The sequence below is a fragment of the Cytobacillus gottheilii genome (assembly GCF_001636345.1).
GTDB classification, from domain to species: domain Bacteria; phylum Bacillota; class Bacilli; order Bacillales; family Cytobacillaceae; genus Cytobacillus; species Cytobacillus gottheilii.
The window spans coordinates 3,723,346-3,737,750 of record NZ_KV440945.1; the positions used below are offsets into that span (position 1 = coordinate 3,723,346).

The following is a 14,405-nucleotide window of genomic DNA, read 5'->3' on the forward strand; positions in this document are numbered from 1 at the left end:
TTTTATCGCCAATCAAAGGTAGTTTATCCTGAAAACTCCCATTTAAACATAATCAAACCTAACTAACCTTTGGCTTTTGCTCCCTTTTTAATAATCTATAAGGTTAAAAATAAGGAGAAGCACCAAACTGCTAATTTTATCTATTAATGGAACTAACTGAATGAAGGTTATAGAACTTACGAACTTATGAAGAAGGTATTGAATAATTTTACAGTTTTTAGCACATTAAAAAACCTCCTAGTTACTAATTTAGGTTGGACTGATATTGATTTCTAAAGAGTTTACAATGAAAATAAAAAACCGAAGGATACCGGAGAAATTTCCCGATTAGCCTTCGGTGTATATTTATAATTTAAAGTGTTTAATGATTTCCTGCAAATCTTCGGATAAATAAGCCAAAGAATTTGCTGCAGCAGATACTTCTTCCATTGTTGCTAATTGTTCCTCTGTTGCTGCACTACTTTCCTGGTTTGCCGTCACACTTCGCATAGAAATCTGGGTTAATTGCTCCATAGCTATAGATACCTGATCACTTTGATTCACCAATGATTCTACAGAGATGGTTACTTCCTTAACTTTATCAGAAACATTTCCCATTGAAGTAGATATTTCCATGAAGGCAGAGCTTGCTTGACTTGTTTCTTTCATTCCTTCCTGTACTTGGTTGTGTCCATCTCTCATTGCTCCAACCGCTTGAACAGTTCCATTTAAAATAATAGCAATCATCTCTTTGATTTGATCCGCTGACTTTTTAGAGTCCTCCGCAAGTTTCCTTACTTCATCTGCTACAACCGCAAATCCCTTCCCGTTCTCTCCAGCTCGAGCGGCTTCAATAGCAGCATTCAAGGCCAATAAATTTGTTTGATCTGCAATGCCAGTGATGATACTGACAATATGGCTGATTTCTTCTGATTTATTTTCTAGTGATTGGATGATTTTAGTAGCTCCTGATACTGTTCTCTCTATTTTTTCCATTTGATCCTCGACATTAGAAATAGCTGCGGCTCCATCCCGGGTCAATGATTCGGTTAAGTTGGCTACCTGTTGCATATCTTCTGAATTTCGAGCAATTTGATGTAGACCCGATACCATTTGATCCACAGAAGAGGAAACCTTTTGAAACTCTATCATCTGCTGTTCTGATCCTTCTGCTGATTTCTGGGTGACAACTGCAATATGTTCAGAAACCTTGGTACTTTGGTCAGAACTTGCTGCTAATTCCTCACTGCTTGCAGCTACCTGTTCTGAAGATTCCCTAACCTGACCGACAACCTTTCTAAATTCTGCTATCATTCCATTTAGGATAGTACCCATTTCCCCAAGCTCATCCTTATTTTTAATGGATACAGGTTCAATATCCAAGTTTCCTAGTGCTAATTTTCTCATGGCCTCCGAAACTTTCTTAACTGGACGGGTAATCATTCTACTAATCATTATGGACAAAAGAATACCTATCATAATTGCAATTATACTTATTGATAGCACTTGGACTGAAATACTCTTTGTCTTGGAGGAGACTCTTTCGTTTTCAATGGTGAGTTTCTTCTGGATGGCTTCTACAATTTCGTCCGTTTCAATTGATAATTGATTGCCCATATTACGACCATCTTCATTCATTAGAGCTATTGCTTCGCTATCTTGTCCGTTCTCTATTAACTTAACTAAATCTTGCACAATCTGATTATACTGTTTGTATGTCTCTTGAAGATTCTTCACCTTATCTATATTTTGAGGGACAGTTAAATGACTCAACAAATACTCAATAACCTCTTCAAAATTTTTATTTGCTGTATCAATATCCTTTTCAAAATCTTCTTCGCCAGTCAGCATATATCCCCTGACAGCGGCAGATTGTTCTCTAACACTAATTTTTAAATCCTTAGCCTTGTCCAAATTATGAGTTTGGACATCAATTAAAGTAGAATAACTGGCATCAGCATTCTTAAAACCAATAAACGAAACAACTGTGGCAATTGCCAGCAGTGCCAATACTAACCCAAAAGCAGTTAAAAGTTTTTTAGATACTGTGTAATTCATTGTTGTCCTTCTTTCCTATTATAAAATAATCGTTATCTCTCCTTTAATTTCGGATAAAGACCCATTCACTTTAGTTTATCTAGTATTTTTCCATTATTAAAATAGAGAAATGTGTCAGAATTGCGTCAGAATTGTCAGGGATATTTCAAACTAAACTAAGACTTTTAATTAGAGATTAGTAAATAAAAGGGGCTAGATAGAACTTGGGACAATCGAGAGAGTTTTAGGCTACCACTACATATGAGCTTGTTTAAATATATATTGCCCTGACTCAGCCCCTCGTTGTACTATGTGCTCCTTTGTCCCACATTAGTACCCCCATATAAGAAGAAAAAAATGTCCACTATAGCTCACGTTAAAATCTTGTATTATTAAGATGAAGTGTAATTTTTAAGAGGGTATTTAGTCACTTGTATCGAAAAGAAGATAAGATATTTTTTATCAGGGAGTGGACAAGCTATGGAAATAAGAAAAGCAGAGTTATTGAATGTAAGAGAGGTTTGGAAGAGCGAACCAAGAAATTTTACCAGATGGTTAGCTGATAACATTGATTTCTTAAATGAGAAGTTAGATTTTAGCTTGAATGTTGTCGAAACGGAAAAACAGATCGGATCATTCAATGTTGATATATATTGTGAAGATGAACATGGAGAACGTGTAATTATTGATAAACCAACTTCGTTTAAAGCATAATCAAGCCCAAAGTTCCTTACTAAACCTGAAAAGTTTATGGCTCTAGTTCCAGAGGCTCCTATTGCTGAATTTCCCTCTTTACCTGACCCATTACTCCTGTTGGCTTTTGAAAAGTTTGACATTGCCTTTCCTATTGAATCTGGACTGTAATTATTTCTTGCCATTCCTGAGACCGCTCTCTTTGTATCACTCCACAAGTGTCCAGTGGGTGGCGAATAGCCTTTCGATGTTCCCATTACTAATCCCCCTATCCTCTCGGATTCTCAATTCTTTCCCAAAATGCTCTCTCTACTTTTCCTTCATCAATAAAGTATTTTTTTAATTCTTCGTAATCTTGATTATTGCTCCCCTTGATGATATTAAGGTTCTTAATTATAGGTGGACTGAAATCTTCTTTGCGTAGTTTTCTAATCTCTTTAAGGATTTCACCTTTAAAATTGAAAAACTGCTCATAAATGCCTATTAAGACTTTTACATTCGCCTCTCTATTTGAATGGTATTTTGCAATAATACCTTTAATTACTCTTGTATGATCAATATTCTCAGCCGTGGAAAGATCCTCAATTTTCTGTTTCCTTAATGCCTCATTGAGCCCCTCAGCACAGATCTCATTAACCCACTTTCTTTCTTCGGCAGTCAAATTCAGCATAGATATATTTTTTTCCTTAATTGCCTCTTTTGCTAGATAGAAATACTGCCTTAAATCTTCTTCATGAATATTAACAGGCTCTACCTTGAGCCATTGCTGAATTATCGGCTTGAACCAGGTACTACTATACTTCTGTTTTATTTGATCAGACTCAGAAGTGTCTTCAAGTGAAAATTTAATCAAATCTTCCAACTCTCGTGCAAACCCTTCATTTTTCACATGCCAAACATAAAGTTCTCTAAACAAATCAACATGTGTATATTCAAGGACCATTAACTTTGCAAGGATACTTAAATCAAGTTGTAAACCTTGGAGTTCTGAGAGCCTTTTTCTAATATAAAATGTATTTAAGAACCTTTTTGCTTGGCGAGGATTTCCTTTTAATGTTGAAGCAATTATTTCTGCCACCTTACTAAATACATCTAACTGCAATTCAAAATCTTCTTTGGAAGAACCTGTGCTAAACACCTGTTCCTCCGGATACTCTTCCAATTTTAAAATTGTCAATATTTCATCTTGGCTTATAATCTCACCTTTAACAAAGACTTGTCGCTCCTTTAATCCTAGTAGCAGCCTTGTTAAATGATCTTCTTTCAAGAAAATTTCACAGATTAAGAGTTTTAGATAGTTCTTCACGTCATTTTCAGATAACTCTGGAATTCTAATAGGCATTTGGATTATTTTTTCAATGTAATCTTTAGAAATATTCAGAGTTGCATCATCTATTTTTGGATATTTACTTTGAACGGCATAGCTAACAACATCCTCATCTATAGCTATTATGAAGGTTGTTTTTTTCACAGCTAGAAATAACCTTATTGCTTCAAGAGTTTCAATAATACGTTCCGGACTACATCTATCCAAGTCGTCAATGATAATAATGAGATTATCCAGTTTTGAATCACTCATCATTTTCTCGAACTCTCCCCTGAATACCCTGATATTCTGGACTACATTATCCTGAGGTTGATCCTTTAAAAATTCCTTAGTTTTCATAAGCTCTGCAATTATTTCCTCTGCTTGCTTTCCTTCCTTCGGAACCAATGCTTTTATTCCATCAACTATCATTGGGAAGGGGTTTCCAAGAGTAGCATTTAGCATATAAGGAACTCCTTTTTTTATCGCATAGCCGCCTAACCTAAACCAATCAACTTTTTCTCTTAAACTTTTAAGTGCCCCTCCAACTTGTTGCATTATTGTTTCATTTTCCTCTAATGTTCTTAAAATTACCTCCATTAGAGCTGTTTTGGCATCATCATACCCTTCAAACATCCAGGCATTCACAAAAACTGTAACCACATTGGAACTCTGTTCCTTCTTAATCTTCTCCTCTATAAGATTTAAGACTGTAGATTTCCCACTTCCCCAATTGCCTAGTAACCCCACAGTCAAAGGATTAACTCTCTCAGTCATTGAAATATCGAATAGTAACTCAGCATACGGTTCATAAGAGAGCATATCTACCCTCGAAGCATTATCTGCCCACATTGATTTTCCCCCTAATTTATCAGGAATGATTTAATACTATATTAATATTTTGTACTAATTACCTATTTTTGTCTATCGACAATATTAGTAATAAAAAGACACACCCTATGGTGCGTCTTTTGTATCAATTAAATAAACCTTCTATTTAATTCAACTACGAAAAGTAATCACTTTTTAATAATCCCATTTCCTAGTTTTTGTATATTCTTACTTAGACTATTACCTTTATTCTTCTTAAAGGTCGTAATCGTATAAAGCATCCAATTTCCTTTTGACTCCTCAACTGTTTCAACTTACCTTGAGACTAAGTTACTATTTTCAATATCTTCTTTAAATTTCTAGGTATCTTGCTACCTATGCCTGTTCTCCAATTAGAAATTCAATTTTGTAATAGTATTTGACATAGTTTTTTTACTTTAAAAGACTCACAATTACTGGTTGGATATCTACTCTACTTACCATAAGTATCAAACACCTATAACTTTTCTTTTGTAACAGTTACATTTCCAATCATATACTCAACATTTGTTACCTTCGCCATTGTAATACGATGAGATCCATTCGTACCAATGTAAAAATCAAAAGCTGGAAAATACAACAGATCTAAATCTTGTGCAAATTCTTCCATCATATATGTTGCTTTAAAGTCATCCAACCCTAGGATTACCATTCTTTTAATCAAAAACCCTAGTCTAGGTAAATTTCCTTTATCTTGAGAGAAATGACTCCACCAGGAATGTCCTGGATTTCCTCTTAAATCAAGTCCTACTATCTTACTTACTGGTATTATTTGTTTTTCGTTATCCTCTATTATAAGATAATCACTTGGTTTGGATTCTAAATTTGTAGCTTTTAACCACTGTATATGCAATGAGGGAATACCTAATAATTCTAGCTTTTGCTCTAGTATCAATTTTCTCACTCCAATTCGCTGATTCAAAGTAAAGTTTATATATGAAGAATGTATTATTCCCTATCATTTACAAATTTTCTGTTTTTTATAAAGTTTTAATATAAGGTAGAAGTAGATAATGGTATAAGAGTAGTAAAACAATACATCAATGTAGAGATTAGTTGTATTCCTTACTCTAATATCCTGAGAAAGTCGACTAGACTGAATAATTAACATTTTATGTAAACAGAGAATTCCTTAAAAGCATCTGTTGCTCATCATTTTTTATAGTTAACTTTTACGACACATCTCCAACTCACTTGCAGTAAAGAGTTCAATAAATTTCAGATTAAGTACGAAATCTTCAACAGAAAGATCTGATCGGTTTCTCTCCCATAGAACTTCGAATCCATAAGTACCTCCTTCCTTAGAAATCAGTTGTTCAGCTACTTGAAGACCTCCCTCTCGGCAACCTTGTTGCATTGTATCCAATTTCTTTTTTTGCTTTAATATATTCATATTCTTCATACCATACCCCTATCAAAATCTACTTCAATTGTACTCATGATTTTTAACCTATCTAAACAAGGGTTTCTATCACTATCTTCCCAATGTATAACGCAAACATGCCTATGAATAGTTAATTTTTATTATATAATAATTTCTTAACTATATATTAGGCAAAATTATGAGTATAGGAGAATGTACATGCAAAATAGACCAGTAAAACTCATTCAGATTAAATGGGAAGGACCATTCACACTAGAAGATTTAATAGGTTACAGGACGTAACTAAAGACTATGGAATTTATCAGGCTTATGGTAAACACACAGTCTATGGAAAAGACGTTCTATGATACATAGGCAAAGCAGATCAGCAAACCATAGGAAAACGAGTATTACAAGAAACGTGGTGGTGGGGACAAATGATTCTAATAATAAAAAAATTTATCTAGGCAGATTTGGGGGCAAGACACCTCACTATGATGAATGGTCAAGTCAGATTGATTTAGCAGAGAAACTATTAATAAATGAACATAAACTAGATTATAACTCTTAAAATCTTATTACGATTCCAGATATTCAGTTACAAAGTGTACATATTTTAAACTGGGGTCACTACCTAGATCTTCTTCCTGAACTTTCGGGATTAATATGGACAGTATTTTGGACCATTCCATTTATGAGGTTTATACTTATACCGCCAATAGGGTGACTATTCAATACATTATTAAAGTTTATTCACTAAAAAAGTAATCTTTCACTTTAGAAGTAAGGATTACTTTTTACTATGAATATCTTTTTATATCCAGAGTATTTTCTAACCCTCGAACCTAATAATTTTGATTTATGAAGTGATACTTATTATGATAGATTTATTAACTAATTGATTCTTGGAAGGAAGTTAACTTTTCAAGTAAATGCGACCACTATTCCCCTCCAAGTCAAATGACATAAATCCCCCATAACTTCTAAAAAAAATCAGGAGGAAACAAAGTGAAAAACCAGTACATCTACCGTATCCAATCCACAAAAACTTTCGGTTCTATTTATCCTTTCACAATAAATGAAAATCAAAAAAATCGACAAAACTATGATTCATACCAAAATGAATCTTACCCTTTATCAATAGCGAAGGGTGATGATATTGCATGAATTCATTACAAATAGTAGATGATAAATTATCGCAACAACACCTTTCCGTTAGCCTCACAATACCCATCCCTTCTGATTCAGTAATCATTACCAAATTAGAATTAAAAGAACTAAAACACCAACAATTGAAAGGTGTTTATTGGACTATGAAAGATCTTGAAAAGCGAATAAATAGAAAAAATGAATGGATAAAAGAAAATATACTTTTTCCTTCAAAATTCAGAAGAATACTTGATGTTGATAACGGTGGTTTTGTTTTCTACCCTAAATCAAAAGGTCAAACTTGGTCATTTCATGCCTTAAAAATGAGTGATTTTTTGGATAAGAACTTCCAACAAATCTTTTCTCAAAGCAATAAAATAGCCTAATCGCTTAGACTATACAAAATTTACAATAACATTTATGATAAGGGTGGCTCCATAATACCAAGTGACCACCCTTATCTAACTACAACTAGATGAGGAGAGAAAAAATATGGCTTCAATCAGAAAACGTGGAAAGAGTTATGAATATACAGTTAGCAATATGGTCGATGGAAAATCAAAACCCATTAGAAAAAGTGGTTTTCGTACAAAAAAAGAAGCAATGGTTGCAGCCGCTGAAGTTGAAACTCAATTAGCCAAAGGTTTAATTCCTGTTACAAAAAAAATCCCCTTTACCGAATGCTTTGACAGATGGATTTCACTATACAAAGAACCAGTAGTTAGTAAGACTACACTGAAGCATTACGAATACTCATTAAGTGCAATAAGAGATTACTTTTCAGATACACCCATTCAAAATATTAAAAGACATGACTATCAAAAATTCTTGAATTGGTTCGGATCTAATAAAGCAAAGGAGACAGTCGCAAAGGTTCACGGACATATAAGATCCTGTGTTAAAGATGCAATGGAAGATCAATTAATTCAGATTGACTTTACTCGAAAAATCCAACCAACATGGACTGTTCCAGCTAAAAAATCAGTAGAAAAGCACTTAGACTTCCATGAAAGTGAATTACTCTTGAAAACCATTTGGAATAAGATTAATGAAGGGTTAGGCTACTCTTTACTACTCTTAATTGCAACTTCAGGAGTTCGCTTTGCTGAAGCAGTAGGGTTAACCAGGAAAGACTTTAATTTCGAGAAGAACACAATCACAATAAATAAGACTTGGGGATACAAACGGAATTCTCCAAAAGGCTTTGGTCAAACTAAAAACGAACAATCTAATCGAGTCGTTAAGATGGACAAAATAACGATGAACTATTTTAAAAAACTGTTCAATAGCACTCCAACGAACATTGATGAATTAGTGTTCTATAGTCCAGAATCAAAATACAAAGTAATTAGCAACACTAATGCAAATAAGTTGCTAAAAAAACTGTTATTGGAGCTAAACATTGAGCCAATTACAGTTCATGGTCTACGCCACACTCACGCAAGTATACTTTTATACAAAAAGGCATCCATTCACTACGTTTCTGAAAGATTGGGGCATAGTGACATTGAAACTACATTAAAAGAGTATACACACGTTCTCAAAGAATTACGCTTGCAAGATGAGCAAGTTACAGTGCAAACATTCGAAAGTATGGCGGTGTAAAAAATGTGTAAAATGATATAAAAACCTACCGTTTTCAATCGGATACTTGAATAAAAGAAAAAAGCTCATAAACCCTTTCATATCAAGGTTTATGAGCTTTCCTGGTAATATTAATCGTAACTAAAATTAACCTATAGATACCGGTGGTCGGGGTCGAACCGACACTCCAGAAGGAACACGATTTTGAGTCAAGACCCCCTTACGACACCCCACCGATACAGTTATATCAACAGTTCATTAAATTTTAACTAAAACCGAAGCATACGATTACCTACTATTATGCTTCTACTTGTCTGAATAGTCAAGCATGTTTGTTGAACTTTGCTTGATTAATTTTCTTATATTTCCTAATAAGTTCAGACTCATATTTTCTTGCCTCATATTCAAATTTAAATTCTTTAATGATTTTATAATGAAGCTTTCCGTCTTTCATTAAATGCCTATGTTCTACATTTCTTCTATTAGTATACCGCCTGCAACGGTACCACAACCCGCTTCCAACATAAACTACTTCCTCGTTGCACCAATGTTCATAAACAATGTACTTATCGACTCCCCTTAGTTCATTTGGATCAAGATTGTACATCTTAATTAGTTGAATTATTTTTTGAAACGACATTCCATAAATCTTCGCTATATCTTGATTGGTCATTTTATTCGATAGATGTTGAATTAACTTCTCTTTTGTCGGATACAAGATAATCACCTCACAGCTCTTATATCAACAAAATAAAAAGTGTAAAATTAATTTATAAAATTTATAACACTGAAGGGGAAAATAGATTATGAGCAAAAATTATTTTACTGAAAAGGATTTAACAATAAAAAGACAAGCCTATTATAACTTTTATAGGGATGAAGAGAACGGAGGTTTAAGAGCATTTAACGGGTTAAATGAAGAGCTTACCCTTAAAGAAGTTAAAGAGATAATAGCAGGATTAACGACTTCCTATATAAGGATAAGTGATAAGGAATATAAAGAGCGAACTTTGGACCAAATAAAAAACGACGTTGATTATTCTTTTTCTGAATTTAACCAAGGTCCACCATTAAAAAAGCAATTTAGAAAAGATTTAAAAAGGCATTATTCTATTGAATGTGTAAATTGTTTAAAGGAAATTTCAACTAAAACTGATGAAGGATATTGGATGGCACAAAATTGGCACAAGCAGATTCACGGGGAAAAGTTTTGCTCAGAATGGTGTGTTAATAAATATATAGATGAAATTAAACAAAATACTATCAAAGAGAAAAAAGTACGATATGAATTATAAGAGTATAAAGGCGTGAATATATGGAGAAGTTATTTTTTTCTACTGAAGATACACGAGTTATACATCTATCTGAAGTAGACAACCGTTTAAAAAAATTAATTAATAAAATTGGGACAATCGACATTCCACTAAGTCAAAACTATTACAGTTCATTAGTCAAACAGATTATCGGTCAACAATTATCGCTCAAAGCTGCATTAACTATAACTAAGAGGGTTGAAAATGTTTGGCCAAATTTTGATCCTCTATTAATTGACACCATAGATGAGAATGAGTTAAGAAGCGCAGGGGTTTCAGGAGCAAAAGTTAAATATATCAAGGATCTTACCCAAAAACACATATCTAGGTGTTTATGGCATTATAAAAATGTAAGGTTCGGCATTTAATTTGTACAGGCCCCGAGGGGGCCTGTACAAATTAAAAAAACCACTTGTCAACATTCCAAAATACACATACACTTCCTGTTGGGACAAACAAGCGCAGGAGGTATTAAGGAGATGTTGGCAGTGGCCGAGATTAAGTATATCAGACACGAGGTTAATAATAAAGATTGCAATTATACAGATGTAGCTAAAAGAATGGGGAAGGATCCTAGAACAGTTAAGAAATATGCGGACATGGAGGACTTTAACGAAAAGGTAAAAAAAGTGCAACAAAGACAAGCACCGGTATTAGGCCCAGTAAAATCTATCCTAGATGATTGGATTATGGAAGACTTGAGGAAGAAAAAGAAGTTCCGAAGAACGGCTAAGAGAATGTGGGAATTGTTAAAAGAACTTCATGAATTCAAAGGCTCTGATCGTAGTGTACGGAATTATGTTTCATTCAAGAAGAAGGAGTTACTGCAGGAGTCACCTCAAGCTGCACTTCCATTAGAATCTATTCCAGGAACAGCACAGGTGGACTTCGGGGAGGCTCCGTTTATATATGCAGGTGAAGAGTTAGTCTTGCCATTTCTAGTGATGTCCTTCCCTTCAAGTAATGGATTTTATTTTCAGGTCTTTCCTTCGCAAAACAAGGAATGTTTCTTAGAAGGAATGAAGAGAGTGTTTCATCATATGGGAGGAGTACCAAAAACCATACGTTTTGATAACCTATCCCCTGCCGTAAAGAAGATCTTGCCGAATGGAGAACGGCAATTAACGGATGAGTTCCAAAATTTCGTACTGCATTATGGGTTTGAGTGCGAGTTTTGTAATCCCAACAGTGGCAATGAAAAAGGACACGTTGAATCCATGGTAAAGTATGTGAGAAATAACTTTCTCCTTCCTAGTCTTTCTATTATTGAGCTCGATGAGCTAAATATGAAGTTATGGGAAAAAGCTGAGAGTGACAGAAATCGAAAGCATTACCAAAAAGAAAGCTTAATATCTGACCTATTTGAAGAAGATAAAGCAGCCTTTCTACTTTTACCTTCTAAAGAATACAATTGTGTTAGATATGAAACGTTGAAAGCTGATAAATATGGTTATATTAAACTGGACTTGAACCTGTACTCCACTTCACCAAGATATGCACAAAGCAAGGTATTAGTAAAGATATCCTACAATACCGTTGAGATCTTAAATGATGATCATCAATTAGTAGTGAGTCATTCTCGACTGTACGGGCAATACCGCAAGTCGATGAAATGGCAGCCTTATTTAAATTTAATGGCCAAACGCCCTATGGCACTAAAGTATACCAGTTTTTATGATCAACTACCTGAGGAATGGAAGGTGTATTTTGAGTGCTGCACGGTATCTGAAAAACCGGAAGCATTGCGATTATTATCGACTATATTAAAAGATTACGATTTCACCATAATAACGAAAGCTCTTGTCACCGCTTCAGAGAAAGGACATCCCTCTGTCGAGGCAATTAAACAAGTATTCTACCAACTTATTAATGGACGTGGAGTACGTAGTGAGATAAAGCCGACAATCCCGTTACCTGAATTACCTAAAGCTACAAGAGGACTTGATCTTTATGACCAGCTCCATAAAGGAGTGACAAAACATTGAACCAGCAGATTCAGTCCTATGCGAAACGATTAAAACTCAGTTGGATTAGGGAACATTACCACGAGGTAGAAGCAACAACTAATGAAAACTTTTTACTAAAGCTTTTTGAGGAGGAAATCCAACAAAGGGAGGAGCGAAAAGCCAATTTATTACTTACTCAGGCTACCCTCCCTAAAGTTAAAGGAAAGCCATTTGATTGGACAGAAGTACAATTGCCTGGAGGACTAACAAAGGATTCTCTATTGAATGGAGAATTTATGGACCAACAAGAGAATGCCATCTTCTATGGTGGAGTAGGGGCAGGGAAAACATATCTAGCCACACTGATTGGGTTAAATGCCATACAGAAGTATGGCAAATCAGTAAAGTTCTACACAGTGGCAGGATTGGTCAACCGTCTTCTTGATGCCAATGAAAAGGGTACGTTAAGCAAACTGTTTAAGCAGATTGAAAAACTAGATTGCTTGATACTTGATGAATTGGGCTATATTCCCCTACATAAACAGGGAGGAGAATTACTATTTCAAGTCATTTCGATGTGTTATGAGGCAAAGAGTATCATCATAACAACTAATCTTCAGTTCGGTCAATGGAATCATGTCTTTGGCGATCCTATATTGACAGAGGCAGTTATTGACCGACTCATTCACCATTCGCATCTTGTAGTGTTTAATGGTGATAGTCATCGCTACAGAGAATCTATTTTACAAAATTAGTAAACGAGTTCGTTGACAAGTGGATACATTTTTAATTGCCGTTTTATGCATTTTTTAGTTGCCAAATACATCTAGGGAAATTGACTTCCGTAATATTCATTTATTGGAGAACAGTGAAGTGATGAAGACCTTGACAAATGTAAATGGAATAGGGAATTGGACTGCTGAAATGTTTTTAATATTTTCATTAGGAAGACTTAACATCTTATCATATGGTGATATAAGTATTAAAAATGCTATTCGATGGCTTTATAATGTAGATAAAAATGAACCTCTAGACTTAAATCATTTCTATTCAAAATGGAACCCATACAATACTATTGCTTCATTATATTTATGGGAAGCAATAAATATTGGTCTTACAAAAGAAACCTCTGATTTATTTGAGTGATTTATTCCCTAACATATGTAAGTATCTGGTATTATTATATTGGATATATATTTATGGGGGGAAAAGAATGATTGAATCTAAAAATGCACCGACCTACTCAGAAGTCATCGAGGATGCAATTGAAGCTTTAAAGGACTTAAAGGGGCATACATTTGATGTTCTATCTATAAATAAGCCTTCAGATATTGAATATGCTCAATTTTTATCAAAAACAATTTCAAAATTATCTTCAATAACGGGTAATATGATTGAACTAAACATGGCTAGCCATCTTAACGAAAACGGTGAGTACTCTGCTTTCGGAAAGTGGGTTCGCCAAGACCCGGGTTTCCCTGATAACATTTTCCAAAGTGATTACCTTGAGAAAATACCTGGTATCGAAGTAAAAGCCTGGTTTCCTTTTGCTACTGAAATTACTGCAAGATTTAAAGGTAGCTACCAACAATGTGGTGATGATAATACGTATGTTGCACTAATTGCTTGGTTACCTGAGTTTATATTACATGGTCGTCCTAAAATAATTGATGTTTGGGTAGGTCCAGCTTCAGAGGTTGCTAAATGCAGGGATAACCATTACTATAAACCACCTCATTATCTGGTTGTTGAACCGCAAGAAACTGGGGAGAGAACAGCCAACTTGCAACAATCAAATGTTGAAGGGTATGTAATTCAAACCGATAAACCCGAGCAGAAGGCTCAACTAGAAAAAGCTATTAAAGAGGTTGAGGAATGGGAAGAAGAATTAAAGGCTGGTTATTCTCCGACTCCAGAAATCATTGAAAAGGTTAATGAACTTCGTTCTAAGTATTCTTATCGATTAGATACCAATTTCGCAAAGATTGATAGAATTGAACATGAAGATATTGAGAGCTTTAAGCAACGAGTTTATGCATTGGAAATTCATAATAAGCCGATTTCCCATTGGAGAAAAATATCTAAGAATAATGAGATAATCCTTGAATATATAGACTTATGGCGGGACGAATCCAAGTTGCCTGAATAAAAAGGAGCAGACTACC

At 34.5% G+C, this 14,405-nt stretch carries 13 protein-coding genes; 8 read left to right on the top strand and 5 right to left on the bottom strand.

Annotated elements, in window-relative coordinates; translation table 11 throughout:
• Positions 1–345: 345 nt before the first annotated feature.
• The 5 genes from A6754_RS18025 to A6754_RS18045 all read right to left on the bottom strand — a co-directional run bounded on the left by A6754_RS18025 (position 346) and on the right by A6754_RS18045 (position 6,287).
• A complete protein-coding gene (locus tag A6754_RS18025; protein WP_066449083.1) occupies positions 346–2,037 on the bottom strand; it encodes a methyl-accepting chemotaxis protein in 1,692 nt (563 codons plus the stop codon).
• Positions 2,038–2,408: 371 nt separating this feature from the next.
• Positions 2,409–2,966 (bottom strand): hypothetical protein, encoded by a 558-nt coding sequence (locus tag A6754_RS22840; RefSeq protein ID WP_156495818.1) that lies wholly within the window; start codon positions 2,964–2,966, stop codon positions 2,409–2,411.
• 11 nt (positions 2,967–2,977) lie between these two features.
• Positions 2,978–4,867 carry a KAP family P-loop NTPase fold protein gene (locus tag A6754_RS18035; protein WP_066449088.1) on the bottom strand — a complete coding sequence of 630 codons (1,890 nt, stop codon included), beginning with the start codon at positions 4,865–4,867 and terminating at the stop codon, positions 2,978–2,980.
• Between the two features lie 475 nt (positions 4,868–5,342).
• On the bottom strand, positions 5,343–5,780 hold the full coding sequence (locus A6754_RS18040) for a hypothetical protein (RefSeq protein WP_066449091.1): 438 nt from the start codon (positions 5,778–5,780) through the stop codon (positions 5,343–5,345).
• 270 nt (positions 5,781–6,050) lie between these two features.
• Positions 6,051–6,287, bottom strand: coding sequence for a hypothetical protein (locus tag A6754_RS18045; RefSeq protein ID WP_257298518.1), 237 nt, complete (start codon positions 6,285–6,287; stop codon positions 6,051–6,053).
• A 1,124-nt stretch (positions 6,288–7,411) separates the two neighbouring features.
• Here A6754_RS18045 and A6754_RS18050 point away from each other — a divergent pair.
• The 8 genes from A6754_RS18050 to A6754_RS18090 all read left to right on the top strand — a co-directional run bounded on the left by A6754_RS18050 (position 7,412) and on the right by A6754_RS18090 (position 14,389).
• Positions 7,412–7,783 carry a DUF771 domain-containing protein gene (locus A6754_RS18050; RefSeq protein WP_066449093.1) on the top strand — a complete coding sequence of 124 codons (372 nt, stop codon included), beginning with the start codon at positions 7,412–7,414 and terminating at the stop codon, positions 7,781–7,783.
• 106 nt (positions 7,784–7,889) lie between these two features.
• The gene (locus tag A6754_RS18055; protein ID WP_066449095.1) at positions 7,890–9,002 is read left to right on the top strand and encodes a site-specific integrase; all 1,113 of its coding nucleotides are present in this window, start codon (positions 7,890–7,892) and stop codon (positions 9,000–9,002) included.
• A gap of 785 nt (positions 9,003–9,787) precedes the next feature.
• Positions 9,788–10,276, top strand: a complete 489-nt coding sequence (locus tag A6754_RS18065; protein ID WP_066449098.1) for a hypothetical protein — start codon at positions 9,788–9,790, stop codon at positions 10,274–10,276.
• Positions 10,277–10,296: 20 nt separating this feature from the next.
• Positions 10,297–10,662 carry a DNA glycosylase family protein gene (locus A6754_RS18070; protein ID WP_066449101.1) on the top strand — a complete coding sequence of 122 codons (366 nt, stop codon included), beginning with the start codon at positions 10,297–10,299 and terminating at the stop codon, positions 10,660–10,662.
• A 111-nt stretch (positions 10,663–10,773) separates the two neighbouring features.
• Positions 10,774–12,279, top strand: coding sequence for an IS21 family transposase (gene istA / locus A6754_RS18075; protein ID WP_066446114.1), 1,506 nt, complete (start codon positions 10,774–10,776; stop codon positions 12,277–12,279).
• A complete protein-coding gene (gene istB / locus A6754_RS18080) occupies positions 12,276–12,995 on the top strand; it encodes an IS21-like element helper ATPase IstB (protein WP_066446112.1) in 720 nt (239 codons plus the stop codon). The genes istA and istB overlap by 4 nt, the downstream gene beginning before the upstream one ends.
• 118 nt (positions 12,996–13,113) lie before the next feature.
• On the top strand, positions 13,114–13,386 hold the full coding sequence (locus tag A6754_RS18085) for a DNA glycosylase family protein (RefSeq protein WP_066449107.1): 273 nt from the start codon (positions 13,114–13,116) through the stop codon (positions 13,384–13,386).
• 67 nt (positions 13,387–13,453) lie between these two features.
• Positions 13,454–14,389: a hypothetical protein gene (locus tag A6754_RS18090; RefSeq protein ID WP_066449110.1), complete on the top strand. Its 936-nt coding sequence runs from the start codon at positions 13,454–13,456 to the stop codon at positions 14,387–14,389.
• The last annotated feature ends 16 nt before the right edge of the window (positions 14,390–14,405 follow it).